This window comes from Bradyrhizobium australiense (assembly GCF_013114825.1).
Lineage (GTDB): Bacteria > Pseudomonadota > Alphaproteobacteria > Rhizobiales > Xanthobacteraceae > Bradyrhizobium > Bradyrhizobium australiense.
The window spans coordinates 96,160-121,131 of the sequence record NZ_JAAVLX010000013.1; the positions used below are offsets into that span (position 1 = coordinate 96,160).

The following is a 24,972-nucleotide window of genomic DNA, read 5'->3' on the forward strand; positions in this document are numbered from 1 at the left end:
GAACCAGCATGGCTGGCTGGTGTAGCAGCAAAGGTCACTCGGCCATTGGCCTACTTGGCCGGAATGGCTCCGCTCGGGCCCACCACCAGATCATCGCGGTGGATCATCTCCGCCCGGCCGCTGATACCGAGGATCGCCATCACGTCTGGCGAAGAACGGCCCTTGATCTTTTCCGCATCTTCCGCGTCGTAGGCGACAAGGCCGCGGCCGATCTCGTGGGTATCGGGACCGCGCACCACGACGGCATCGCCACGTGCGAAGTGGCCGTCGATCCGGATCACGCCAGCCGGCAACAGACTCTTTCCCGCACGCAAAGCGGCGACTGCGCCGGCATCGATGGTGAGCGTCCCCTTCGGCTCCAGAGAGCCTGCGATCCAGCGTTTGCGCGCCGTGACGGGGTTGGCCGGCGTCAGGAACCAGGTGCAGCGTCCGCCGTCTGATATCGCCTGCAGCGGATGTTCGATCTTGCCCGAGGCGATCAGCATATGCGTGCCTGATGTCGTCGCGATCTTCGCCGCTTCGATCTTGGTGAACATGCCGCCGCGCGACAGTTCGGATTCGGCGGCGCCCGCCATGCCTTCGATCTCGGAGGTGACGGACTCCACGATCGGAATCAGCTTTGCGTTGGGATTGACGCCCGGCGGCGCGTCATAGAGCCCGTCGATGTCGGACAGCAGAATCAGCAGATCGGCGCTCGCCATGGTGGCGACGCGCGCGGCAAGGCGGTCATTGTCGCCATAGCGGATTTCGTTGGTGGCAACCGTGTCGTTCTCGTTGATCACAGGCACCGCGCGCCACTCCAGCAGTTTTGCGATGGTCGAGCGCGCGTTCAGGTAACGGCGGCGCTCCTCGGTGTCCTGCAGTGTCACCAGAATCTGCCCAGCGCCGATGCCGTGCGCGCCGAGCACTTCCGACCAGATCCGCGCCAGCGCGATCTGCCCCACGGCGGCGGCGCCCTGGCTTTCCTCGAGCTTTAAAGGGCCGCGCGGCAGTTTCAAACGGCTACGCCCCAGCGCGATCGAGCCCGATGAGACCACCAGAACGTCACGGCCTTCGCCGTGCAGCTTGGCGATATCAGCGGCCAACGCCGACAGCCACGCCGAACGGACTTCGCCCGCATTGGAGTCGATCAGCAGCGAGGAGCCGACCTTGACGACGATGCGGCGGAAGTTTTTGAGCGCGGGGCGTTTCATGGATGCGGTCGTATGAGACGGGTGGTCGGGAAGCAATACGTGCCAGTTTCCCGATTTGGAAGTGGCGCGGCCGCTGCGATGCTAACTTTGCGTCAGCCTTGCGGCGGTGCCGGTGCCCACGGCTCCTGGCCGCCCTTGGCCTTCAGCGAAACCGGAGCCTCGCCGATTATTTCGACCAGCGCCTTGAGCGCTTCCGGCACGCCTTCGCCGGTGGCGGCGGAGAGCAACAGCGGCGTCTTCTTCGCCGCGCGTTTCAGCCGGTCTTTCTGCTTCTTCAATTCATCGGGCGCGACCGCATCGATCTTGTTCAGCGCGACGATCTCGATCTTCTCGGCGAGATGCCCTTCATAAGCCTCGAGCTCCGTCCGCACCGTCTTGTAGGCTTTGCCGGCGTGTTCGCAGGTCGCGTCGATCAAATGCAGCAGTACGCGGCAGCGCTCGACATGGCCCAAAAAGCGGTCGCCGAGGCCGGCGCCTTCATGCGCGCCTTCGATCAGGCCGGGAATGTCGGCGAGCACGAATTCGCGGCCCTGCGCGTTCACGACGCCGAGTTGCGGATGCAGGGTGGTGAAAGGATAGTCGGCGATCTTCGGTTTGGCCGCGCTGACGACCGAGAGGAACGTCGACTTGCCCGCATTGGGCAGCCCGACCAGGCCGGCGTCCGCGATCAGTTTCAGCCGCAGCCAGATCCAGCGTTCCTCGCCTTCCTGGCCGGGATTGGCGTTGCGCGGCGCGCGGTTGGTCGAGGATTTGAAATGCGCGTTGCCAAAACCGCCATTGCCGCCTTCGGCGAGCACGAACTTTTCGCCGAGCTCGGTGAAGTCGTGAATCAGCGTTTCGCGATCCTCGTCGAAAATCTGCGTGCCGACCGGCACCTTCAGCACGATCGATTTGCCGTTCGCGCCATGGCGGTCCTTGCCCATGCCATTGGTGCCCTTCTGCGCCTTGAAGTGCTGCTGGTAGCGATAATCGATCAGCGTGTTCAGGCCGTCGACCACCTCGACGATGACGTCGCCGCCGCGGCCGCCATTGCCGCCGGAGGGGCCGCCGAACTCGATGAACTTCTCGCGGCGGAACGCTACGCAGCCGTTGCCGCCGTCGCCGGAGCGGATATAGACCTTTGCCTCGTCAAGGAATTTCATGATTTGTACTAGTTAGGACAAGGGGCCCCGTGCAGCAACCCTCAAGGCCCGCAACATTGGCGAAAAGCCTTAATTTCGGGCCTTTTTTCGGTTTCGAGCTGAAAGCTACGGCTCCTATGAGGTCGGCCGGTGCCGAACCAGAAACTTCTGCATCCCCTCCAGCACGAGCTCCTTGCGCTGGTTGAACACGGTCGAGCGTAGCGTCACCACGCCGGTGGTGCGGCCGGGAGCGAGCTCGATCACTTCGAGTGCGGGGTAGAGGGTATCGCCGGCATAGACCGGTTTGACGAATTTGCTCGATTGCTCGAGGAAGCCGACCAGCGATCCCTCGACGAGATAGGGAAACAAGCCTGCACCCGGCGCGGTGTGGATCAAGGTCTGGAAGCCGTGCGCGAGCAGGTCCGGCATGCCGCGGGCGCGGCAATATTCGACGTCGTAATGGATCGGATGGGTATCGCCGCTCGCGGTCTGGAACGCGGCGAACACCGCCGAAGTCTGGGTCCGGCTTGGAATCACGAAGCGTTCGCCGAGCACGAAATCCTCGAACCAGCGCTGCTCGCTCACCATGCGATGCTGGGCGGGGTCGAACTCGGTCATGTTGGCTCCTGCAATGCGTGATGCCTCCGTACCGGTATCGCAGCGCCGCTGTTGCGGCAATCTATTCCCCTCAATTCGTGGTGCTCGGGCTTGTCCCGGACATCCACATCTTTACAACGTGCTGCACAAAAGACGTGGATGGCCGGCACGCGCTGGCCATGACGAAGAGCAATTAAACAGGATACGTCATGACCCTGTTCGGCAAAATCTCGACCTATGACGAGCGCTCCGCGCGAATGGCCGGCATCGGATTGATGCTGCTGTCGATCTTCATGTTCTCGTTCGGCGATGCGCTTGGAAAATTCATGGTCGCGACCTATTCGGTTGGACAATTGCTGTGGCTGCGCGCCTGCGCGGCGCTGCTCGTGCTGTTGCCGGTGATCTGGAAGCAGCGCGCCGAATTTTCCCGCCTCGAACGCCCGTGGCTGCAGCTATTGCGCGTGACGCTCTCGACGCTCGAAGTCGCCGCGTTCTTTCTCGCCACCGTGTATCTGCCGCTTGCCGACGTCATCACCTATTACCTGGCCTCGCCGATTTTCGTCACCGCGCTGTCGGGTATCGTGCTCGGCGAGCGGGTCGGCTGGCGGCGCTGGACCGCGATCCTGGTCGGATTCTGCGGCGTCCTGATCGCACTGCGCCCGTCCACGCAGACCGTAAGCTGGCCAGCGATGATCGCGCTCGGCGGCAGCCTGTCGTTTGCGTTCCTGATGCTGATCACGCGCTCGCTGCGGGAAACGCCGGATATCGTGCTGACGACGTCGCAATTCGGCGGCACTTTCCTGCTCGGCGCGCTGATGTCGCCGATCGGCTGGGTGACGCCGAGCGTCGGCAGTCTCGGCCTGTTTGCCGCGGCGGGCGTGGTTTCCGTCGTCGCGCTGCTATGCATCAACCGTTCGCTGAAGCTGGCGCCGGCCAGCGTCGTGGTGCCCTATCAATATTCCATGATCGTCTGGGCGGTGATCTTCGGCTTCGTCGTGTTTGGCGACGTACCCTCGATCTCGACGCTGATCGGCGCCGCCATCATTATCGGGGCGGGCTTCTACATCTTCCTGCGCGAACAGAAGCTGGGCCGCGAGGAAAACGTGGTCAATCCGCCGGCGTGAGTGGCGCTCTCGCCGTCATTGCGAGCGAAGCGAAGCAATCCACGTCTCCGCACGGGGATAGGTGGATTGCTTCGTCGCGTTGCTCCCTTGCGCAAACGCTTCGCGTTTGTCGCAGGCAATGACGGGGAGAGTTCAGCGCTCTCGGCGCGTCGAACTGCCCCAGTTCTTCAGCGAAGCCCACACGCTGCGCGTCAGGCGGAAGCGGTCGACCGGGGTCGACGATCCCAGCGCTTCGAAGCGGTGCAATTCGACGCCGCTCCACTGGAAGCCGCATTTCTCCAGGATGTTGCGCGATGCCGGGTTGGCGACGCGGGCGCCCGAAGTAAGATGCTCGGCATCGAATTCCTCGAAGAAGAAATCGATCACCGCGCGCGCGGCTTCGGTGCCGAAACCCTGGCCCCAATGCGCGACGCCAAGCCAGTAGCCGAGCTCCGGCGCCTCCGGGTCAGTGCGGTCGATGCCGACCATGCCGATCGGCGAATAATTGTGTTCGATCAGAAACACCGTCTCGCTGCTATCGGCGGCCTTCGCACGCACGAACTCGACCGCATGATCCTGCAGGTAGGGATGCGGCAGGCGGCGGGTGTTTTCCGCAATGCGGCGATCGTTGGCGAGACGCGCAATCGCTTTTACGTCCGCGAGAGTCGGCCGGCGCAACGTCAGCCGTTCGGTCTCGAGGACGCAGCTACTCGTCTGACGTAAAGTCGGGGTCTGGATCGGGATGTCCTGCAACATGTCGGGCTCCTGATTGCGAATATGCGCAAATTAAAAAGGGGAGGCCGGTTTCCCGCCTCCCCTGGAGCCCTTTTCGACTCCGCCGGTTCAACAGGATCCGGCGGACTCGAATTTCGTCCACCGTCTATTCGGCCGCCTCCGTCATCGGAACTACCGATACGAAAGTGCGACCATTGGCTTTTGCACGGAATTCGACATGACCTTCGACCTTGGCGAACAGAGTATGGTCGGTGCCCATGCCGACATTAAGGCCGGGATGCCAGGTGGTGCCGCGTTGACGCGCGATAATGTTGCCGGGAATCACGTGTTCGCCGCCATACGCCTTGATGCCAAGGCGCTTGCCCGCCGAATCGCGTCCGTTTCGCGATGAACCGCCTGCTTTTTTGTGAGCCATGGCCCGTCTCCGACTTCTCGAATATTTCTAGATCAATTCCTTGACGGAATCATTTCACTTTTTCTCACGCCTCAACTTTCGTCGAGGCGCATCACTTCTGGTCGCTCTAGCTCTTCGCGGCGGCGTTCTTGGCCGGGGCCCTCTTCTTGGCGGCCTTCGGCGCTTCGTCATCCTCGGCGGCCGGCGCGGCGACCTTTTCCTTCTTCGGCCGTGGGCCGATCGAAGGCTTGGCGTTATCGGTCAGGATCTCGGTGACGCGAAGCACCGTGATCTCGTCGCGATAGCCGCGCTTGCGGCGCGAGTTCTTGCGGCGTCGCTTCTTGAACGCGATCACCTTCGGACCGCGCTTGTGATCCAGCACTTCGGCCGCAACGGAGGCGCCTGCCACCGCTGGCGTGCCCAGCACCGGCGTGTCAGCGCCGACGACCAGAACTTCACCAAGCTGCACGATCGTGCCGACTTCGCCGGCGATCTTGCCTATCTCGAGCACATCATCCGGAACGACGCGGTACTGCCGGCCGCCGGTTTTGATGACTGCGAACATCGTTTTTTTCCTTCGTGTTCGATCCCGGCCTCGGACGCATTCCCGAAAGGGCTGTCCGGGTCGGCTTTTTGGTCAGTCGTTATGGGTACGATTTTCGCGCGGCCGGGGAGCAAACCCCGTAAGATTTCGCGCAAAAACAAGCGGCGCGAGAATCCCGCGCCGGATGCGGGGACTTATAGCCGGAGAACGCCGGGAGTCAAGGCGAAAGGGCCTAAAAACGGGTCAAAAGCGAATGATTTGGCCACGAAAAGGCGAATGGCAAGTGGCGAGTAGCGAATGGGGAGCCCTGTTTGCCACTTCCATTCGCCATTCGCCATTCGCCTTCGCTACTCGCCATTCGCTTTCTTTTTGAAACCAATGGGTTCCCCGCCCGTTGTCGCCAGCGAGATCCGGCAGGGCGAGGGCAATGGCAGAAGACATCGTTACGAGTACCGGCATTGCCCGCCACGGCGCCACCCGCCTGCCGTCGGTCGAGGTCGACAGCTTTAATGTCGAACTGAAGGACGACGAGGGCTTTCTCGGCGACCGCGCCAGCAAGGGCGCTTTCCGCAAGATCTTGGACGACCTCCGCGCGCCGCTGAAGAAAAACGGCGACGATCCCTTGGGGAAAAAATCTGCCGGCGAGATCCCCAAGAGCGAACTCGACGAGGCACTGGTCGGCGATGATATCGAGGCCGCCGCGCTGGTGCATGGTGCGATCGAGGAGTTCGCCCAGGAGTTGGCCTATGTGACGCGGCGGTTTCTCAAGACCAAGGCGTGGGCCGATACCGAGCGCATTGTGGTCGGTGGTGGTTTCCGGCAGAGCCGGGTCGGCGAGATCGCCATCGCCCGCACCGACATCATCCTCAAGGCTGAGGACTTCGAAGTCGATCTGTTGCCGATCCGCTTCCATCCCGATGACGCCGGCCTGATCGGCACGCTGCATCTGGCGCCGTCCTGGATCTTTGAGGGCCACGACAGCATTCTCGCGGTCGATATTGGCGGCACCAACATCCGCTGCGGCGTCGTGGAGACGCACTGGAAGAAGGCGCCCGATCTCTCCAAGGCTGACGTCTGGAGGTCCGAGCTGTGGCGGCATGCCGACGATGAGCCGACGCGCGAAGCCGCGGTCAAGCGGCTGGTGAAGATGCTGAAGGATTTGATCGCCGAGGCGGAAACCGAAGGCCTGAAACTTGCGCCCTTTATCGGCATCGCGTGTCCTGGCGTTATCGACGAGGATGGCTCGATCGAAAAGGGCGCGCAGAACCTGCCCGGCAATTGGGAGAGCAGCAAGTTCAATCTGCCGGCAAGCCTGGTGGAAGCGATCCCGCAGATCGGCGATCACGACACCGCCGTGTTGATGCACAATGACGGCGTGGTGCAGGGCCTTTCCGAAGTTCCCTTTATGCAGGACGTCGAGCGCTGGGGCGTGTTGACCATCGGCACCGGGCTCGGCAATGCGCGCTTCACCAATAGGCGGAAGGACAACGGCAAGGACGAGAAGAAGGCGAAAAAGAGCCGGGATTGATTGTTTTCGCGGGAGGTAAGGTTGACTGGTTAGGTTAAAAACGGGATCGCGTTGCCGTTTCCGCAGCCGTTGTTACCGTCATTTCGTCGCTCCGGCTGACCGGCGAAGCCGCACTTCCCGGCCAGGATTTCAAAGCAGCGGCACGGGACCGCCAGTTTTTGTCGCGTCTGGCGGTCCCACCATTTCTTCCGAACGCCGCCCGACCCGCTTTTAGCGAATTTCTCCAACGCGCGCCTTGTCTGCCCCGGCTTCCTCGCCTAGAACACGGCCCGACCGCAGGGCCGAATCCGGCCCGCCTTGGCGCCTGGAGAGGTGGCAGAGTGGTTGAATGCACCGCACTCGAAATGCGGCATAGGTGCAAGCCTATCGGGGGTTCGAATCCCTCCCTCTCCGCCAGTTAGTGCGGCCCGAAGACATGGCTGACGGAACGTACCTAAGAGATAGATGACAACCTCGTGCCGAACGGGTTGTCGAGGGGCTGCAAGGTTTTCTGCTTCAGGTCGAAGTATCCCAGATCATAGTGCATGAAGCTGACGAGCCAAATGCCCTCGTCGACCTCCTTGATGCAGAGCTTTTGGCCGGCCAGGACGGTTGAGATGTTGGTCCTCTTGCGATGGCGGCAGAGGCGTCCGCAGGCGGTAACAAGAACCTCGCGATCGTGGAACGGATAGGTCAGCCCCGGCAGGCCGGCATAGGAGCGCACCGAGGCGGTGTAGAGCTCGGCAGGACACTTCATGTCGAGGGCCTCATGCGGACGTTCGGCATTGAGCTCGCGGACGAAGCGTCGAAGCGTTCCTGCTGTTGCAAGCCATTGGCGCCCGGCGGCCGGGTCGTTTCCTTTTTTGAGGGTGAGGTGCATGCGCTCGTGGCGTCCGTTCTGTTGCGGGCGGCCCGACTTGATGAGTTCGATCGCAATCCCCAGGCGAAGCCACCACACCGAGAGCTTGGAGAGGTTGAACAAGGCGTTGGGACTGCGAACGGCGCCGTTGTCGGAGCGAATGGCTAGCGGCAGGCCGCGCTGGTGGAACAGGCGTTCAAAGGCTGCAACCATGCCAACTAACGGTCTAAGGTTCATCCAAACTCCCGACTCACCTCGGGGGAATTTCGGGAATCGAGCTGCAGCGCCGGCTTGCGGCATCGGGATCGAAGTGGCCCGCATCTTCATGACCGCAAACGACGACGAGTCCACCCGCAATGGGGTGATGGACGCCGGTGCATCGCCTATTTGCGCAAGCCGTTCGAAGGGAATGAGTGCATCTTGGTGCCCCTAACGGCAGAATGCGTATGGTCAGCTAGACGTGTCTCCAAAATGCTGACTGAGCTTATGGGCAGGAATGGCGCTGCCCGTCATAGCCCTTGTAAGTTCCGGATGCTGGATCGTAGGTCCGATTGTGCCGGCAGCCGTAGCCATGGTCTGCACTCGTGGCGCGCCCGCGCGGTTTTGGTATTGGAGTTTTTTCAAGTTTAATTGCCGATTTGCTGTTGTCTGGCGCCACGTCCGATTGCTTTGCGGTCCGGGCGGGCTTCACGTAGCCATGGTCTGCATTCATGGCGCGCCTGCGCGGCTTTGGTAATGGAACTGTTTCAAGTTTAATTGCCGGTTTGCTGCTGTCTGGCGCCGCGTCCGGTTGGTTTGCGGTCCGGGCGGGCTTCACGAAGGCGTCATTGTTTGCCCAGGCGGGCAAGGAGATACCGGACCTCTCTTCCACAGCAGCGGGTTTCTGTCGCCGCGCCTTCGCGAGTTCGATTGCCAGCGCCTCGGCCCTGTCGTGCTCCAGCTGCAGAGACTGCCGCAGCTCCGCCGCCTCGCTCTCGGCCGCCTGCTTGAGCTGCGCGGTCTCGTCGCCCCTCTTGCTCGACAGCGCCACCTGCGTCTCGAGGGCCTGCCGCGCCTTCGCCAGTTCGGTTGCCAGCGCCTCGGCCCTGTCGTGCTCCTGCTGCAGAGACTGCCGCAGTTCCGCCGTCTCGCTCTCGGCCGCCTGTTTGAGCTGCGCCGTCTCGTCGCCCCTCTTGCTCGACAGCGCCACCTGCGTCTCGACGGCCTCCCGCGCCTTCGCCAGTTCGGTTGCCAGCGCCTCGGCCCTGTCGTGCTCCTGCTGCAGAGACTGCCGCAGTTCCGCGGTCTCGCTCTCGGCCGCCTGCTGCTTGAGCTGCGCCGTCTCGTCGCCCCTCTTGCTCGACAGCGCCACCTGCGTCTCGACGGCCTCCCGCGCCTTCGCGAGTTCGGTTGCCAGCGCCTCGGCCCTGTCGTGCTCCTGCTGCAGAGACTGCCGCAGTTCCGCCGTCTCGCTCTCGGCCGCCTGCTTGAGTTGCGCCGTCTCGTCGCCCCTCTTGCTCGACAGCGCCACCTGCGTCTCGACGGCCAGCCGCGCCTTCGCCAGTTCGGTTGCCAGCGCGGCACTGCGAGCGCGTTCTTCTCCGAGCGCGTGCTGCACCGTGCTGGCCGCCAGCTCTTTTCCTGCAGCGGCGGCATCTCGCGCGAGGGCGGCCATCGTTTCGCGCTCCTGGCCGAGCGGTTGTGCGGCGGGCGCGGCCTCCGCTTCCAGCTTCGGATTAAGCCCATCGACGCCGCGGCGGGCCTCGGCAGGCTCCTTCGCCAAAACCTCTTGACGTGCCCCGTTCTCCGAAGGTTGTCGCGCCTCCGGCGTCGGCAGGGCCTGCCTGACGAGCGCAGCTACGCCGATGAGCGCCGCCGCGACCAGGGTTGTGGCGATCAAGAAAAAGGGAAAGAAGCGATGGCGGCGCGCACCGGCCTCAGGCGACCAGTGATCGACATCATCAGTCCCAAACGTCCTATCCTCGATGAGGAAGACGTTTTCATTCCTCGGTGCGGTCTCAATCGTATGGGGCATGTAAACCACCCCTATTGTGTCGGGTTATCGGGCCATTTCTCTTCGCCAATACAGGAAGCGTATTCCCACCCGTGGCGGGCCTCAAGTTACTTTTGGTGAGGGAAATCACCATCGTCCAGGTCCGCAAGATGTCCTGACCGCGTTGAGCCGCATGTCCCACTGACATGAGCAGAACGGGACACGAGAGTCGGCTTTGGGTTCATTTTCGGAAATCGGCCCGCGAAGTCGCGAGGGCCGCTTTTCCCAAGAGCCGACATTCTTAGCTTGGCCGTGGGATTTATCCGCGCGCGCGTACTGGTCTCGAAATTCCGCCGCGGTGATGTAAGGCGGTTCGTTCGCTACAGCGCTCCTTGGGGGCGCACTTCGCTCACCGCTATTCCGATCAATCCTACCCCCTGTGGTAAACTATATGTGTGCCCTGGATTGGTACCGTGAACACGGGTCTGTGAGCATTGCCAGTATCATTTGAGGGCATCGTGATGCTGTCTTCATGCTGTTTCACGCGGCACGCTGGCTCTGATTTGATACCGCGACGGGATATTTTGATACCGCGTTTTGTTTTTCGCGGCCCCAGCTCATGAACTTCTTGCTCGGAAATTCTCCGGCTACATCGCAGCTCCACCAGGTCAGACGCTATTCGGTGGCGTGCGGAGTCTTTCGGCTGAACGCTCCCTTCGACATGCAGTCGATAAAGCCGCGCTCCTGCAATTCGACGAAGGCACGCTGAGCGGTCCCGCGTGCGATATTGCACCGCTCGGAGGCCCGACCAGGGTGCCGCCGTCGCACCGCCCCCTTCAGTCCCAAAGGAGCACGGCTTGGGCGGATTGAAACGGGCGCTGGCGGACTGTGACGAAGGAAGCGCCTTATAAATCGCTATGCTTTAGATCAGTCGCAGCCCACAGTGAACAGAGAGAGACGATAGTTCGGCGGCTCTCCGCCAGTCACCCACGATCGACCTCCGCTGAATCCCAACCTACTGTCGCGCTAACGCCGGGAGGATGTGATAGCGGGCGATCTCGTGAGGAGATAATTCGCCGCGGTTCGCCAGGAGAAGCAACCCGATCCTTTTCGCCGGCACCAGTCCCACATAGGCCGACGCGTTATTAAGGCCGCCTGGCTTGTCGACGATGACAGCTTCGCCCAGATCTACATTTTCCCAAGCCATCGCTTGTCCGAATTCCTTGTCGAAATGGAATGCCTCGCGCTGGGTCACTCGCAAGGCCTCGCGCAACTGCGGATCGGCCACGTTGCCGTCGATGCAGGCAGCCATAAAGGTGACGAGGTCTCGCGCGGTGGAGAACATCTGTCCCGTGCCCGAAAAATCGAAATAGCTCTGCTGATTTCCGGGAGGACCGATCGGCATGCCCTGGTCGGAGTAACCCTGGACGGTTCTCTGCAATAGCTCCGGCGGCATGATCGCACGGTTATCCTGCCCGCGTTCCGGGATTAGCGTCGAATGCATGCCGAGGGGCGTCAGAATCCGGCTTTCGACAAGTTGTCCGATCGGAATTCCATAGCGACGCTCAAGTGCGAGCTGGAGCAGGACGTAGCCCGCGTGAGTATAGATGCGCTGCTTGCCGGGCTCTTCGCCGGCGTGCGGCGTCCAGGCGTTCAGCATGTCGATGAATTCAGCCAGGGAGTACGAGGCGTTTGGCCACGGCGGATGATCCGTCGGCAGCAAGAGACCGGACGTGTGGGTAACAAGCTGGCCAAGGGTTACCCGACGGATGTAGTCGCCGTGCAATTCGGTCACGTATTTGTTGACGGGGTCGTCCAGCCTCAATTCGCCGCGGAGCACGCCGAGCGAGACCAGCGTTGCCTCAAACAACTTTCGTACCGAAGCGACATTGAACAGCGTGTCCGACGTGATGGGCCGCCTCTCGGCCTCATCAGCGAACCCGAAATTGAGGAACTGTATCCGACCGGCGACGTAATCGGCGGCTGCGATGCCGCCTGCATGGTCGGCCGTCGTCAGCGGAGCAATGTTCTCCGTCACGATCTCTCGTACGTGCGCGTCCATCTCAGTATCCGCAACGATGGCTCGCGGCCAGCCGAGCAGAAATGAGAGTGACAGACATAGGCTTGCGCTTGAGCGGCAAAGCCACAATCTCGTTGAACCCACCGCCATTCGGACCTACATGCGAGATCGCCGGGCGCAGGCAAACGAGCTTGCGATCTGAAGGTTGCTAGTAGCCTGCGCCACAGCAAGGTAAAAAACCGCAACGCAAGAGCCTAATCACTTCAACCGGGGACCCGAGCACGATTGGTTGATGAAGCGGGTCCTTACACCCTTCCTCCGCCAAACGTGATTCGTTCGAGCGGGTCGCGTCCGGGAAATTTGCGACAATCGGCAGTGCGCAGCCCACATCATCGTTCGCAGCCCGCCAACTTATAACTAACTTCCCATCTCACAAACCAACTCACCCCCATCGCGACCCGTGATCTCGGCGATCTTGCCGTCGACGATGTGGATGCGGCGGTCGGCGCGGGCGGCGAGCGCTGGATCGTGGGTCACCACGACCACGGTCTGGCCCTGATCGGCGATGTCGCGAAGGATCGAGAACACCTGCTCGGTCGATGCCGTATCGAGGGCGCCGGTCGGCTCGTCGGCGACGATGATCTCGGGGCGATTGGCGAGCGCGCGGGCGATGGCAACGCGCTGGCGCTGGCCGCCGGAGAGCTGGTTGGGGCGCTTGTTGGCGTGCTCGCCAAGTCCGAGCGAGCCGAGCAGAGCAAGGCCGCGCTCGCGCATCTCGCCTTCGGTCATCCTGCCGGCTGCGCGCATCGGCAGCAACACATTGTCGAGCGAGGTGAACTCCGGCAGCAGGAAATGAAACTGGAACACAAAGCCGCATTTGGTCAGGCGGACGTCGGCCCGCTCCGTCTCCGACAATTTCGAGGTCGGCTGGCCGCAGATCATGATCTCGCCCTCGCTGGGGGCGTCGAGCAGGCCCAGGAGATAGAGCAGCGACGATTTGCCCGATCCCGACGGCCCGGTGATGGCAACGAATTCACCCTTGTTCACCGCAAGATCAATGCCGTTGACGAGGGTGTGCGAAACAACGCCTTCGATGCGGCGAACCAACTCCACCGCTTGCAAAGCAACCTCGGTCATGATGCTCCCCGGATGATGTCGACTGGATGAACCCGCGTGGCCTTGCGTGCCGGGAAATAGGCCGCACCTGCGCAGCAGAGCAGGGATATCCCGCCGGCAACCACATAGTGCATCGCAGAGTAATAGATCTGCAGCGGAACGGTCGTGCCGGTCAGCGGATTGAAGATCGTGATCTTCGACCAGCCGTAGCAGAGCAGGTAACCGAGAATCCACCCGAACAGGATGCCGACCACGCCGATGATGATGGATTCGATGATGAAGATCCGCCGCACGGCATACTCGCGCATGCCCAGCGATTTCATGATCGCGATGTCCTGGCGCTTCTCGTGCGTGATCGTCGAGATGATGTTGTAGGTGGCAAAGGACGATGTCAGCAGCATCGCGCCCATCACCGTGAGCACGATGAAATCGCGCACGGTAAAAGTTGATAGCAAGTCGGCGTTGGCTTCCTGCCAGGACACCGACTTGTAGCCGGTCTGGGCTTCGACTTGCGCTGCGACCTTCTGCGCCGACATCGGATCGTTCAGCCGCAGCCGCAGCTGGTTGACGACCCCGCTTTGGCCCATCATGACCTGCGCTGTCCCGGCGAGCGAGTAGATCTGGCTCTCATCGACGCGCTTCAGGCCGGAGCGAAACAGCCCGGCTACCGTCGAATTTAATTGGATGCCCTGGCCGCCGACCAGGAGGACGGTGTTGCCGGTTTTCACGCCTAGCTTTTCGGCGAGCGCCTCGCCGACGAGGATGCCGTTCGGCGCGCGTGAAAGATCGTCGAGCTTTCCCTCGCGCATCTGCGAGGCGAGTTTCGAGACATGGACCTCACGGCGGGGATCGATGCCGGTCAAGGTGATGCCGATGCGCGCGCCGCCGTGATCGATGATCGCGGTGGTCTTCACCGAGGGAGCCACCTCGCCGGGTATCCAGGAGCCCAGCGAGCTCATCACCGATTCCGGATATTTGATGCCGGGACGCTTGCCGACATTGGCGATCTCAGCCATCTGCACCGCCGCATATTCCCGCTCAGCGGGTTGCGTCGGCACCGAGCGCCGCTCATCATCGACCGTGATATGCGGCATGGTGTCGACGAGTTGCCGCAGGAAATCGATCTGCGAACCCTGCATCAGGCCGGCCATCATGATGGTGAAGCCGACGCCCATGGCCACGCCAGCCATGCCCACGAGAGTTTGGCGTACCCGGGCGCTGACATGGGTCCATGCGATGTTGAACAGAAGCTTCACGGCACTTACCGGCTGTTGCTGATGAGGTTGCGACGGGCGTCATTGACGACGGAATCGATGTGGGCCGTCATGGCTGCCGAAATCACCGCATCATCGGGATCCGAAGGAGCTGTGGTGGCCGAGGCTACCACGGTAGCCTCGGGTGTCGCGCCTGGCTGATCGGCCGGTTCACTCACGGCCGCCGGCTCCACAGCTCTGGTTAAGCTGCCGTCGATGCGAATCCTGGCGCCGTCGGCGAGATCCGTGCGAGCGGGCGAAAGCACCGGCGTGCCCTTGGATATGTCGCCGATGATCTCGATGTTGCGGTTGCCGCGGATGCCGACTTTCACCGGCACACGTCTGATCCGGCCATCATCGACCGTCTGAACCGAATCGGCTGCGACGGCCTCTGCCGGCACGACGACGGCTGCCGGTTTTTCGCGGGAGATGATATTGACCTCGGCCGACATGCCAATTCGGAGCGGCGTATCCTGTGGCAGCCGCAGATAGACGCGGAAGGTCTTGCGGGTCGGGTCACCCTTCGGCGTGATCTGGGAGACCGTGGCGCGCAGGGCCCGTCCGGGGAAAGCCTCGCTTCGCAGAAAAGCCTTCTGGCCGGCCGCGATGCGGTTGATCTCCTCCTCATTGATTTCGGCAACGACCTGCATCGGCGCAGGCGGTCCGACCCAGAACAAGACATCGGTGGGGCCGGCTATCTCGCCGACCTCGCCGTCGCGCCGCAGCACCATGCCGTCGAGCGGAGCTCTCAGCAGCAGCGAGTCGAGCCGTACCTTCTGCGCGGCGATCCGCGATTTTGTTTCCTCGAGCTTGGTCCAGCGCTGCTCGTACTCGGTGCGCCCAGCGTCGTTCTTGTCGCGATCCTTTTCTGCGCGCGCCAGATCGCGTTCGAGCTGGCCGCGATTGATTTCCATCTGATCCAGCGCGCTGCGCTCCTCGGCGTCGTCCTGGCGGCCGAGGACCTGGCCGGCCTTGACCACCTGGCCCTCGCATCGGCAAAGCTCGACCAGCCGGCGGCGCTGCAGCGGCACCACTTTGGCCCAGCGCTCGGGCTCGACGGTGCCGGTTCCGTAAACCGCTTCGGAAACCGGCGCGAGGCTCGCAATGCTGGTGGTCACCAACGGTGCACGAAGCAAATGGGGATAGGCGTAATAGCCTGCCCCTGCTGTGGCGACGGCCAGAATGCCGGTTGCGATCAGATGCTGCAATTTCATGGCGCGTCCCCTCAATCAGAAGCCAAACCGCTTGCGCAGGCCCTGCGGAACCTGGTCGAGCAGATCACGAACATCTTCTTTCCTTGCATTCTTCACTGGAGCTGCCGACGTCCCCTTGGGAGATGCCGGCAATACCGTGATATTGGATGGCGCCGACTGCGAGACCGCAGATGACGGCGGAGCTGCGGGCGCCGGCTGCACGACCGCGGGTGCAGGTGGCGGCGCCGTCGGCGCGGGTTGGTCCGAGCTGTCTACTGCTCGTTCGATTTTCGAAGCCTTGTCGGAAGCCTTGGCCGTATCCCCGGCCACGCCAGTAACCCGAACGGCGCGCCAGGCTCTTGCGGCCACCACGGCATGGCCGATCTCGTCGCTCGTCATCTTCTTCATGAGCAGCGACATCAGTTGCCGCGCACCGTTGCGATCTTCGTCGAGCTTGCTCGCGGAAGCGACGATGTGAGCCCAGGAATAGGCCTTCACATTGTCCTTCGGTATGCCGCGCCCGCTCGCGTAGAGGCCGGCAACGATCAACATGGCGTGGGCATGTCCCTGATCGGCCGCGCACAAGAACCAACGAAATGCCTCCTGGTCGCTACGCGGACGACCGACGCCGGCTGAATAGAGCGCGCCGAGATAGAACTGGGCATCATCATCGCCCGCTTGCGCCGCCTGCTCGTAGCGAGTGGCCATTGCCCGATCGGACGCGGCATCGGCAAGAGCAGGGCGGAGGTCGACCAGCGCAGCGAAGCAGCAAGCGATAACGGTTGCTCGCTTCACGGCCTGCGAAATCGCGTGACGAAATCCCGGCCGCAATGGTCGGTTTGGGATCGGGAAATTTTGGATGCGCCACATTGTTTGTACACGCTTTCAGCTTTGTTATTCCGTGCCGGAAAGGCGTCGAGCGGCTGATGCGGGAAGTCTCTCCACAGCGCCTCTCGCGAACAGAAGCTTAGCCCACCGGCGCGATGACAAATGTGCGACCCGTCACATATCCAGCTCGCCACGGCTGGAACCCATTAAACTCGAAGACCCAAGGCATATGCGTTCAAGGACGTGGCGCCCCGCGCGAATGCATTGGCGCAGCGGGGAAGCCAATATGATCGACTTCAGGACACGTTATTGGCAGGATTGCTGCCTGGAGCTGCACGATGCCCATCGGCGAACTCTTCATCCTCGGATTCTTCGGCAAGGTCCTTCCCAATTGGCTGAAGGAATTTGCCGCCCGCTACGGTCTCGGCGGGGTGATCCTGTTCGACTATTCATGCCGGACGCGCGAATACGACAACAACATTGAATCGCCTGAACAGGTGCAGCGTCTCTGCGCCGAGATTGCCGCGCTGCCATCCGCCCCGATGGTATTCATCGACCAGGAAGGTGGATCGGTGCGGCGGCTGAAGGAAAACCGCGGTTTTGCGCCGCTCCCCAGTGCGAGGGCTTTCAACCTCCTCGCACCCGATCACAAGCGCGCGATGCTTACCGCGAGCGTTGCCGAGATGCGGCGGCTCGGCATCCACTATAATTTCGCGCCGGTCATCGACGTCGACTACAATCCCGACAACCCCAATATCGGGAAGATCAAGCGTTCCTACTCCGCCGACATCGCCGAGGTGGAAGCCAATGCGTTGCTGGCAAGCGAGGTGGCGCGGGCGCAGCGCATCGGCCTGTGCCTGAAGCATTTCCCCGGCATCGGCGGCGCCGTCGTGGATTCGCATCAGGAATTCATGGATATTTCCGATGCCCTTCGCGGTGAACAGGAAGAGCTGTTCTATTCGCTCGCGCCAAAAATGTTCGGCGATGCGGTGCTGGTCAGCCACGCCATCGTCAGGCAATGGGACGAACATTGCCCAATGACGCTATCGGCGGCGGGGCTTGGTCGTTTGCGTAAGCGCCTTCCGGATACGCTGCTGATCACCGACGACATGCAGATGCAGGGATTGCAGAAGGCGTTGGGCACGCGGGAAGCCAGTCTGCAATCGCTGAAAGCCGGCATGGACATGCTCTGCATCGGCAACAATTTGTTCGACCAGGAGCAGGAAATGGCCGGGATTGCCGAATACATCGCAGAATGCCTGCGCGAGGGAACCCTGTCCGGTTCGGCGACCGAAAAATCGATCGCGCGTATAGGCAAGCGAAAGGCGCTCCTGACGGCCTGACGCGGTGGACCCCAAAAAGTCCGAAGCACATCAGGCGGACAATGTGTTGCCTTGCGAGGCCGTTGAGACTACAAGCGCTTTTTCAGCGGAAAGACCGACGATGGCCCATAATTTCGCGATCAACGACGACGTCCATCACCAGCAGCAGGGGCCGCAGGGCCGCGCCACGGCGAAGGAACGAAGCGTCTACACCATCGTTTCGTGCCTGCCGATCGAAGCCGACGGCCGCCCGCGCTATCGGATCAAGTGCAAATCCGAGAATGTCGAGCGGGTCGTAACCGAGGAGCAGATCTCCAGGCTCGGCTGACCTTAAGCCTACTGCGCCTTTTCGTGCGCTGCGGTGCCGATTGCCTTGTAATCATAGGTCGGATAGAACTCGGTGCGGTAGCTGCCCCAGGCTGTATTCTCAAGGATGCGGTTGACCTCGCGCAATCGCGACGCCGGCAGCCGCAGCGTGACCACCTGTCCGATCCCCATCATGACATACCAGCTCACGACTTCGACGCCGTCAGGCGGGAAAGCCTTGTAATATCCCTGCCGCTGAAGCTGCGCGTTGAGTTCGCTCAGCGGCCGGGACTGGTCGTGTTTGAGGAATACCGTGAGCATCACGCCGTTGTCGAAGATCGTTGGGGCGTTCTCCGCCGCTGACGGTGCGGTTTGCGCCGCCACGCCCGAGCTGAACGTCAGGACGCCGGCCAGCGCGGCCATCGCCATACACGGTCCCTTTGCCTGCGACATTGCCGTCTCCTTTTTTTGGATTCGTTGCGGGATGATTTTGGACTTCGATCATTGCGAGGCTGCCGGCGCCTGTAAATCGGCGAAATGGCGCTGCAGGGCCAGCGTTTTCGCGGGCCAGTTGTGAAGCAAATCACACGCGCGTGACGGAGCTTGCGTTAATCCGCGGCGAAGCGCGGCCGCCTCAGTCAGCGAGGACCGAACCGATGAAAACGCGGCGGATGGCCTATTGGTGGTTCAGGTTTGTCGTCTCGGGACGATTTCTCGAGAAGTTCCTCAAGCTGCGTCGCTCCTGATCCAGCGCCGCGACGATAGCCGGTCCTGGCCCCGCTTTCGGCCGAACGATCTCTCAGCCGAACGTATTCGTCAGGGCGATGCCGCGAGCATGCTGGCGCGCGGCTCGGGCGTAGGGGGAAGGAGACGCCGGCTCGGGAGCCAACGGGACTGGGAAGCCATACCGAGAGCCGGTTGATATCTATTAACAAAGCAAATGCTCTCACCGTTAAAATACGGGCGTATCTGGCTACGGCATGCAGGTTCGGAACACGAATTCCGATCCAAAATACCTGGTTTCGAGTGATTTCCAGCCAGATTTAGTCTGGCGGCGAGCCGCACCGCCGGAGTCTCCGTATTCTTACCGGTTAAGAAATTAACCATGAAAGAAGGTGGAACCGATAAAATAGTTATATGTCGGGACAAGACCATCGCACCGCTGATTCGCGCTTCACGAAGTGGATGGAAAACATCACACCTCTCGAAGAGAATCCTGAGATCGTCCAACTGTCCGCCGCGCGCGCGCGTGCTGCGGAAGAGGCGGGGGCGGCGATCGCCCGGCAGTTGAACGGACCGCTGACAGCGCTGCTGCTCTACATGAATGAGATTAAGCAGCACAGCCATCAGTTTTCGCAAGGATCCGGCAACCGGCTATACCTGCAACAGGTGGTGGAGAACGCGCTTCAGCAGACCGAACGCGTGTGCGCTCTGGTGAAGCAGATGTCGGACAATCATCCGGCGCGGGCGTCCGACGCCGCGTGCAGGCAGGCAGGCGAGGGCCAGGCCGGCCGCTCCGCGGATGGCGCCCGCAGGCCGGGTCTGAGGTTCGCCCCGGAATCTGGCCAGAAGCCGCTGACCAGGCGCGAGCGGGAGGTGCTGAGCCTGATCAGCGAAGGTTGCTCCAATAAGCAAGGCGCCTTACGGATGAATATCAGCCCGAGGACGTTCGAGAGCCATCGCGCTGAGGCTATGCGGAAGCTTGGCGCGCGCAACACCGCGGATCTGGTCCGCAAGACGCTGCTGCAGCCCGCCTGATTTATCCCGAAGCGATACCTGCGATGCGCGGCTAGCGGCGCGGCCTTGCGTTATCGACGTGCCGAAGCGGGCCTGCTTGCGATCCTCCGCGATGGGGTCGCGCTGCCGTTCAGCAGAAGTCTTCCACGAGCGATCGACCGCGCGGCGCGGGCCGCAACGAAAGCGTCGGCTTTGGCTCGTCCGGGATGATCGTGATGGTCCACGCCGCCGGAGCGCTCGACTTGTTTTCCACGATTGATCGAACGTGGCCGGTGACCGCCGATCCGGCCGAACGAACGGTTGCGGTCCTGCCATTGAACTGGGCGATACGGAAACGCCGTACTTCTTTCTGATCGCTCGTTTCAAACGTGAACATGAGGGCACTCCCTTGATCCACGCAACTATCCTCAGTCAATGTTATCCGGAGGTGAAAATCTCAAACCGTAGAAGTACGGCTAACCGGGCGTCTGCGGTGCGGAGCAACTGGCTCGGATAGGAGGCAGCGCGCTTCCCGAATGATGTCAGCCGGCGGCGTCGGGGAACACCGCTTCCATCTTGGTCTTCAGGGTTGCGGCGTTGAATGGCTTGACGATGTAATTGTTGACGCCGGCTTTCTTCGCGGCGATGACGTTTTCAGTCTTGGATTCAGCGGTGATCATGATGAAGGGCGTCTTGGAGAATTCCGGGCTGGCGCGGACTTCCCTAAGCAGGTCGTAGCCGGTCATCGGCTCCATGTTCCAGTCGGAGATCACGAGGCCGTATCGCTTGCTCTGCATCTTGGCGAGCGCAGCCGATCCATCGCTGGCCTCGTCGACATTCTCGAATCCGAGCTGCTTGAGAAGGTTGCGGATGATGCGGATCATGGTGCTGTAGTCATCGACCACCAGGATCGGCATCGATAGGTCAAAAGCCATGTTCGTACTCCGCGCAAACAGCATGCCGCCGAACACAGGTGAATGCGCGTTGCACGCGAAAGAGTCTCGATTGCCTCTTCTCGAACCCGCACCCGTCAGCACCGTGACAACTATCAGGGCTCGTTGAACAGCGCGTTAATTTGGGTTCGGCTGAACGCCGCAAAAGCCGCGATTGGCCAAAGTAATACGGTGAGGTAGGGACCGTAGCAATCATCGCGCGCAATGGCGATGCGATGCATATCACAGATCGGGCTAAAGCCGTCGTCGATCGCGGAAAGTGATTACGCGGCCGCGCTGTGGATGCGCGGATGCAGCAGCCTCGTGTACTGCGCCTTGACCGTCGCGTAGCATTCGCAGGACGTCTTGATCAGGCCGTCCACGTTGGTGATTTCGATATGCCCGCGGCTGTAGTGGATGAAGTTTGCCTGTTGCAGCGTATGGGCCACCAGCGAAACGCTGTTGCGGCGAGCGCCGATCATCTGGGCCATCGCTTCCTGGGTCAGGACGAGCTTGTCGCTGCCGGAGAGATCGCGTGTATGCAACAGGCATCGCGCCAGCCGGGATTCCACCGTATGCGAGGCGTTGCAGCCGGCAGTCTGCTGGATTTGCGCATAGACGGCGAGGCCATGCCGCGCCAGTGTGGTACGCAACGTTGCGCTCTGGTCGGCGGCAATACGAAGCTGGTCGAGATCGATCGTCGAGGCGGCGCCCGGTACCAGCACCACGGCGGTGTTCAACGCAACGGGGTCGCCGAGCGCGGCGAATGAGCCGAAGATGCTGTCGCGGCCGATCATCGCGATCTGGACGTGCTCGCCGCGCGCGAGCTTCACGACCAGCGAGATGACGCCTTTGTGCGGAAGATACGCACGCTTGAGCGCTTCGTCGACTTCGACCAGGACCATATCCTGGCTGAGATCGGCGGCGCGCAGATGCGGGCGGATCAACTCAAAATCGTCCGCGGTCAGCGAAGACAAAAATCCATTCGGAGAACGAGGGGCTGAATCCAAAGCAGTCTCCTGCCTTACGGGCCAAGCCGGTCTCTGGCGCCTGCTGCCTACGATCCGAGTGCAGGATGATCCTTGCACACTCTGTTGGCAAGAAAAACTGGCAAAATGGACGCATACAATCGGCGCCACGGCAGGGGCTTTCCGGGACGAGCCGCGTTGCGCCGGAGGCTGATCATTTGCGCGAGTGCCGTGCCAGTATATGAGGGGCCACGTTTCGGCGCGCGCTGATCCGCTCGGCCGAGCCCGGTGCCAAGACGATTGCAATGGTCAGCGCCCTTCGTCGCGAGCACCGTGGAAGCGACGAGGAAGTCCCGATCAACCGTCGCGACCTCAGTGGTCTGTCTTCCCGAAAACGCGGGCCATCATCGATCCGCCGTTGTCGGGCAAACGTAGATTGATGGTACCGGCGCATCGGCTCGGCCAGATGGGCTTTGACCCGCTCCGACGCTTCGCAATGACGGCACAGCAAGGCCAACTCGCCGGCAACACCCGCGAACAGCGAAGCGCGGTTGCTGCTTGCAAGCGATCGAAGCAGCGACCGCGCGACCTGCCGTGTGGCGGGGCAGGCACAATTCCTAACCCGATCAGCTCAGGTTATGGAACCGACTTTATACACTGTGGAGGGCAAACAAAGTGGCCTAGTGCGGCGGAAATCCGGTAGTGCACTGATTCGCAAGATAAAACTGCCGCACGATCAGGCGGGGTAGTTCCCGCGTGGACTACAGGACCGGGAACGGAGCGCGTCCGACGCCGCGAGGGATCATGCGCCTTGGTCAGTCTCGGCGCGACGCAGTGTCTGCGCAAGCGGTTGCGGCCGGCGACGCTGCTTAGCGCGATCGACGAATGCCTGTCGGAGACGGGACAGCATCGAAACATGCCGCAACGCTCGCGGCCGTCGACAGCGCGCCGCCGAACACTTCGAGAGAGAGGGGCGCTCGAACTCGGCGCCGCGCGTTGCCTGCGCAAGCCGTTTACGCCGGGCACGCCCTTGGCGGTCATCAACGAATATCTTGCCGAAGCCCGGTCCCGCTTCACTGGCATCGTCCAGTCAGGCTAGCTACTAGCTATTCGCCGATACCGCGCCATGCGCGTGGCTTTTAGCAAACCCCTCGAAACAATCATGCGTTCGATCGAACGTCCGGTCGGGCAGCTGACGGCGTGCAGTCATCAGTGCCTCTCGCGATTGATCGACGATGCCGTATCTGCAGTCGGAAGCCCTGCAATGAAATCGTGGCCTGCGTCGGTAAGATTCTGTTCACTATTGGCGAAGGTTTTCTTGGCCTCACCGGCGACACCGGAACGGGGGGCACCGGCTTCACCGCGGCAGCCTCTTCCGAACCTTGATCTTCACCTCCTTCAACGGCACCGCGGTCAACGTCACCTTCGGCGACGGCGCCCACAGACAGTCAAGACGCTCGACCAGCTCAACGCTGCGCTTCTGGCCAACAACGTGAACGCCACGCTGGACTCGGCCGGCAAGCTGACGATCTCCACCGCCAACGACTACGCTTCGTCGACCCTCGGCTCGGGCGGCGGGTGGTGCGATCGGCGTTATGCTCACCACCGCAATCACCTTCACGACCGCATCGGCCATCGTCGACCGTACCGTCGCAAACGGCCGATAACGACATTTTGTTCACTATATCCGTATTAGCACGGACGGTGAAATTAACGTAGCCGTGAAATCCGGAGAGCTAGTCTGCAGAAGGCCGAGATCTGATTTTTGGAAGGCATGCTCTATGGACGATCTTGCGGGAGTTCCTGACGGAAACCAGCGAGAGCCTGGATACGGTCGACAATCGGTTGGTGCGGTTCGAGCATGACCCGGGCGACGCGAAGACCCTGGATAACATCTTCCGCCTGGTCCACACCATCAAGGGCACCTGCGGTTTTCTCGAAATGATGCCGAAAACAACCCTAGCAGCGTAGGCCGCTCGTCAAGCAAGGAGGCCAAAAATGAAAACCTGTCTTGTCGTCGATGACTCCAGTGTCGTGCGAAAGATCGCGCGCCGCATCCTCGAAGAACTGGATTTCCAGATTACCGAAGCTGAGGACGGCGAGCAGGCGCTCGAAGTCTGCAAGGCCGCCATGCCCACGGCAGTTCTGCTCGACTGGAACATGCCGGTCATGGACGGTTACGAGTTCCTCGGCCATTTGCGCCGACTGCCCGGCGGCGACGCGCCCAAAGTAGTGTTCTGCACCACCGAGAATGGCATGGATCATATTTCGCGCGCGCTGCATGCCGGCGCCAACGAATACATCATGAAGCCGTTCGACAAGGACATCGTCACGGCAAAATTCCAGGAAGTCGGTCTGGTCGCGCTCACGGAACAGTGCCCGATCTAAACCTTATCGCTTGCCCTTGAGAGGCCCCCGTGACCCCGCCAGACTATGAGTATCTGCGTAAGCTCCTGAAGGATCATTCCGGTCTCGACCTGTCCGCAGACAAGCAATACCTGATCGAAAGCCGCCTGCTTCCGCTGTCGCGCAAATGCGGTGTGTCGGGTATCGGCGAACTCGTGCAGAAAATGAAGGGCGGATCGTTATCGATCGTCGCCCAGGTGGTTGAGGCCATGACCACCAACGAGACCTTTTTCTTCCGCGACAAGGTGCCGTTCGAACACTTCCGCGATACGATCATGCCGGAGCTGTTGAAGGCGCGCGCCAGCCGCAAGAGCATCAGGATATGGTGCGCTGCCGGCTCCACCGGCCAGGAGCCGTATTCGCTTGCCATGTCGCTGAAGGAAATGGGCACGGCGCTTGCCGGCTGGCGGATCGAGATCATCGCGACCGACCTGTCGCAGGAAGTTCTCGAAAAATCGAAGTCGGGTATCTACAGCCAGTTCGAGGTCCAGCGCGGCCTTCCGATTCAGCTGCTCGTCAAATATTTCAAGCAGAACGGCGAACTATGGCAGATCAGCCCGGAGCTACGCGGCATGGTGCAGCATCGCCAGCTCAATCTGCTACACGACTTCTCCCAGCTCGGCACGTTCGACGTCATCTTCTGCCGCAACGTCTTGATCTATTTCGATCAAGATACCAAGATCAACATCTTTGGCCGCCTCGCCAGGGCAATGGAAGGCGATGGCTTCCTGGTGCTGGGCGCGGCGGAAACGGTCGTCGGCCTAACGGATGTGTTCAAGCCGTTCCCGGACAAGCGAGGTCTCTATCGGCCTAGCGGCGCGCGGGCGGCATCTCCGCAGGGCGGAACGTTGATGCCAAAAATCGCGGCGATGGCAGGACGGTGAGCG

At 61.6% G+C, this 24,972-nt stretch carries 25 protein-coding genes, 1 tRNA gene and 2 pseudogenes; 11 read left to right on the forward strand and 17 right to left on the reverse strand.

Features of this window, described 5'->3' with window-relative positions; genetic code table 11:
- Positions 1 to 50: 50 nt before the first annotated feature.
- The 3 genes from proB to HCN58_RS31560 all read right to left on the reverse strand — a co-directional run bounded on the left by proB (position 51) and on the right by HCN58_RS31560 (position 2,932).
- Complete coding sequence (gene proB, locus HCN58_RS31550) at positions 51 to 1,193, reverse strand: glutamate 5-kinase (protein WP_171583251.1); 1,143 nt, start codon at positions 1,191 to 1,193, stop codon at positions 51 to 53.
- A gap of 92 nt (positions 1,194 to 1,285) precedes the next feature.
- The gene (obgE, locus tag HCN58_RS31555) at positions 1,286 to 2,335 is read right to left on the reverse strand and encodes a GTPase ObgE (protein ID WP_171583252.1); all 1,050 of its coding nucleotides are present in this window, start codon (positions 2,333 to 2,335) and stop codon (positions 1,286 to 1,288) included.
- A 114-nt stretch (positions 2,336 to 2,449) separates the two neighbouring features.
- Entirely contained in the window at positions 2,450 to 2,932 is a 483-nt protein-coding gene (locus HCN58_RS31560) for a MaoC family dehydratase (protein WP_171583253.1), read from the reverse strand.
- A gap of 188 nt (positions 2,933 to 3,120) precedes the next feature.
- Here HCN58_RS31560 and HCN58_RS31565 point away from each other — a divergent pair, with 188 nt between their 5' ends.
- A complete protein-coding gene (locus HCN58_RS31565) occupies positions 3,121 to 4,035 on the forward strand; it encodes a DMT family transporter (protein WP_171583254.1) in 915 nt (304 codons plus the stop codon).
- 132 nt (positions 4,036 to 4,167) lie between these two features.
- On the opposite strand, the gene HCN58_RS31570 is transcribed toward HCN58_RS31565, so the two are convergent.
- The 3 genes from HCN58_RS31570 to rplU form a co-directional block, all read right to left on the reverse strand.
- The gene (locus tag HCN58_RS31570) at positions 4,168 to 4,770 is read right to left on the reverse strand and encodes a GNAT family N-acetyltransferase (protein ID WP_171583255.1); all 603 of its coding nucleotides are present in this window, start codon (positions 4,768 to 4,770) and stop codon (positions 4,168 to 4,170) included.
- A gap of 124 nt (positions 4,771 to 4,894) precedes the next feature.
- Entirely contained in the window at positions 4,895 to 5,164 is a 270-nt protein-coding gene (rpmA, locus tag HCN58_RS31575; protein WP_028348532.1) for a 50S ribosomal protein L27, read from the reverse strand.
- Between the two features lie 106 nt (positions 5,165 to 5,270).
- Positions 5,271 to 5,708, reverse strand: coding sequence for a 50S ribosomal protein L21 (gene rplU, locus HCN58_RS31580; RefSeq protein WP_171583256.1), 438 nt, complete (start codon positions 5,706 to 5,708; stop codon positions 5,271 to 5,273).
- Positions 5,709 to 6,114: 406 nt separating this feature from the next.
- Here rplU and HCN58_RS31585 point away from each other — a divergent pair, with 406 nt between their 5' ends.
- On the forward strand, positions 6,115 to 7,215 hold the full coding sequence (locus tag HCN58_RS31585; RefSeq protein ID WP_171583257.1) for an ROK family protein: 1,101 nt from the start codon (positions 6,115 to 6,117) through the stop codon (positions 7,213 to 7,215).
- A 306-nt stretch (positions 7,216 to 7,521) separates the two neighbouring features.
- Positions 7,522 to 7,611: transfer RNA gene (locus tag HCN58_RS31590), tRNA-Ser, on the forward strand.
- 37 nt (positions 7,612 to 7,648) lie between these two features.
- Here the strand turns inward: HCN58_RS31590 and HCN58_RS31595 are convergent.
- The 7 genes from HCN58_RS31595 to HCN58_RS31625 form a co-directional block, all read right to left on the reverse strand.
- Positions 7,649 to 8,266: an integrase core domain-containing protein gene (locus HCN58_RS31595; protein WP_235984064.1), complete on the reverse strand. Its 618-nt coding sequence runs from the start codon at positions 8,264 to 8,266 to the stop codon at positions 7,649 to 7,651.
- 271 nt (positions 8,267 to 8,537) lie between these two features.
- Positions 8,538 to 9,932, reverse strand: a complete 1,395-nt coding sequence (locus HCN58_RS31600) for a BA14K family protein (protein ID WP_171583258.1) — start codon at positions 9,930 to 9,932, stop codon at positions 8,538 to 8,540.
- A gap of 1,108 nt (positions 9,933 to 11,040) precedes the next feature.
- The gene (locus HCN58_RS31605; RefSeq protein WP_171583259.1) at positions 11,041 to 12,087 is read right to left on the reverse strand and encodes a serine hydrolase; all 1,047 of its coding nucleotides are present in this window, start codon (positions 12,085 to 12,087) and stop codon (positions 11,041 to 11,043) included.
- A 375-nt stretch (positions 12,088 to 12,462) separates the two neighbouring features.
- Positions 12,463 to 13,182 (reverse strand): ABC transporter ATP-binding protein, encoded by a 720-nt coding sequence (locus tag HCN58_RS31610; protein WP_171583260.1) that lies wholly within the window; start codon positions 13,180 to 13,182, stop codon positions 12,463 to 12,465.
- Positions 13,179 to 14,417 carry an ABC transporter permease gene (locus tag HCN58_RS31615; protein WP_171583261.1) on the reverse strand — a complete coding sequence of 413 codons (1,239 nt, stop codon included), beginning with the start codon at positions 14,415 to 14,417 and terminating at the stop codon, positions 13,179 to 13,181. The genes HCN58_RS31610 and HCN58_RS31615 overlap by 4 nt, the downstream gene beginning before the upstream one ends.
- Positions 14,418 to 14,422: 5 nt before the next feature.
- Positions 14,423 to 15,628: an efflux RND transporter periplasmic adaptor subunit gene (locus HCN58_RS31620; protein WP_171583262.1), complete on the reverse strand. Its 1,206-nt coding sequence runs from the start codon at positions 15,626 to 15,628 to the stop codon at positions 14,423 to 14,425.
- A gap of 15 nt (positions 15,629 to 15,643) precedes the next feature.
- On the reverse strand, positions 15,644 to 16,315 hold the full coding sequence (locus HCN58_RS31625) for a tetratricopeptide repeat protein (protein ID WP_171583263.1): 672 nt from the start codon (positions 16,313 to 16,315) through the stop codon (positions 15,644 to 15,646).
- A 458-nt stretch (positions 16,316 to 16,773) separates the two neighbouring features.
- Between HCN58_RS31625 and HCN58_RS31630 the strand changes: the two genes are divergently transcribed.
- Entirely contained in the window at positions 16,774 to 17,778 is a 1,005-nt protein-coding gene (locus HCN58_RS31630) for a glycoside hydrolase family 3 N-terminal domain-containing protein (protein WP_171583264.1), read from the forward strand.
- A 100-nt stretch (positions 17,779 to 17,878) separates the two neighbouring features.
- Positions 17,879 to 18,085 carry a hypothetical protein gene (locus HCN58_RS31635; protein WP_171583265.1) on the forward strand — a complete coding sequence of 69 codons (207 nt, stop codon included), beginning with the start codon at positions 17,879 to 17,881 and terminating at the stop codon, positions 18,083 to 18,085.
- An 8-nt stretch (positions 18,086 to 18,093) separates the two neighbouring features.
- Here HCN58_RS31635 and HCN58_RS31640 read toward each other — a convergent pair whose 3' ends face one another.
- Complete coding sequence (locus HCN58_RS31640; RefSeq protein ID WP_171583307.1) at positions 18,094 to 18,492, reverse strand: hypothetical protein; 399 nt, start codon at positions 18,490 to 18,492, stop codon at positions 18,094 to 18,096.
- A 708-nt stretch (positions 18,493 to 19,200) separates the two neighbouring features.
- On the opposite strand from HCN58_RS31640, the gene HCN58_RS31645 reads away from it, so the two are divergent.
- Positions 19,201 to 19,821 (forward strand): LuxR C-terminal-related transcriptional regulator, encoded by a 621-nt coding sequence (locus tag HCN58_RS31645; protein ID WP_171583266.1) that lies wholly within the window; start codon positions 19,201 to 19,203, stop codon positions 19,819 to 19,821.
- Between the two features lie 109 nt (positions 19,822 to 19,930).
- Here HCN58_RS31645 and HCN58_RS31650 read toward each other — a convergent pair whose 3' ends face one another.
- The 3 genes from HCN58_RS31650 to HCN58_RS31660 all read right to left on the reverse strand — a co-directional run bounded on the left by HCN58_RS31650 (position 19,931) and on the right by HCN58_RS31660 (position 21,688).
- Positions 19,931 to 20,176 (reverse strand): hypothetical protein, encoded by a 246-nt coding sequence (locus HCN58_RS31650; protein ID WP_171583267.1) that lies wholly within the window; start codon positions 20,174 to 20,176, stop codon positions 19,931 to 19,933.
- Between the two features lie 145 nt (positions 20,177 to 20,321).
- Positions 20,322 to 20,714, reverse strand: a complete 393-nt coding sequence (locus HCN58_RS31655; RefSeq protein WP_171583268.1) for a response regulator — start codon at positions 20,712 to 20,714, stop codon at positions 20,322 to 20,324.
- Between the two features lie 281 nt (positions 20,715 to 20,995).
- Positions 20,996 to 21,688, reverse strand: coding sequence for a Crp/Fnr family transcriptional regulator (locus HCN58_RS31660; protein WP_376701241.1), 693 nt, complete (start codon positions 21,686 to 21,688; stop codon positions 20,996 to 20,998).
- A gap of 802 nt (positions 21,689 to 22,490) precedes the next feature.
- Here HCN58_RS31660 and HCN58_RS31665 point away from each other — a divergent pair.
- From HCN58_RS31665 to HCN58_RS31685, 5 genes and pseudogenes are all read left to right on the forward strand, one after another.
- Positions 22,491 to 22,778 (forward strand): hypothetical protein, encoded by a 288-nt coding sequence (locus HCN58_RS31665; protein WP_171583166.1) that lies wholly within the window; start codon positions 22,491 to 22,493, stop codon positions 22,776 to 22,778.
- A gap of 218 nt (positions 22,779 to 22,996) precedes the next feature.
- Positions 22,997 to 23,334: pseudogene (locus HCN58_RS37575) on the forward strand (DUF1522 domain-containing protein); the annotation flags it as partial.
- Between the two features lie 133 nt (positions 23,335 to 23,467).
- Positions 23,468 to 23,644 (forward strand): annotated as a pseudogene (locus HCN58_RS31675) (Hpt domain-containing protein); the annotation flags it as partial.
- Positions 23,645 to 23,677: 33 nt separating this feature from the next.
- On the forward strand, positions 23,678 to 24,067 hold the full coding sequence (locus HCN58_RS31680) for a response regulator (protein WP_171583271.1): 390 nt from the start codon (positions 23,678 to 23,680) through the stop codon (positions 24,065 to 24,067).
- A gap of 29 nt (positions 24,068 to 24,096) precedes the next feature.
- Entirely contained in the window at positions 24,097 to 24,969 is an 873-nt protein-coding gene (locus tag HCN58_RS31685; RefSeq protein ID WP_171583272.1) for a CheR family methyltransferase, read from the forward strand.
- Positions 24,970 to 24,972 lie beyond the last annotated feature (3 nt).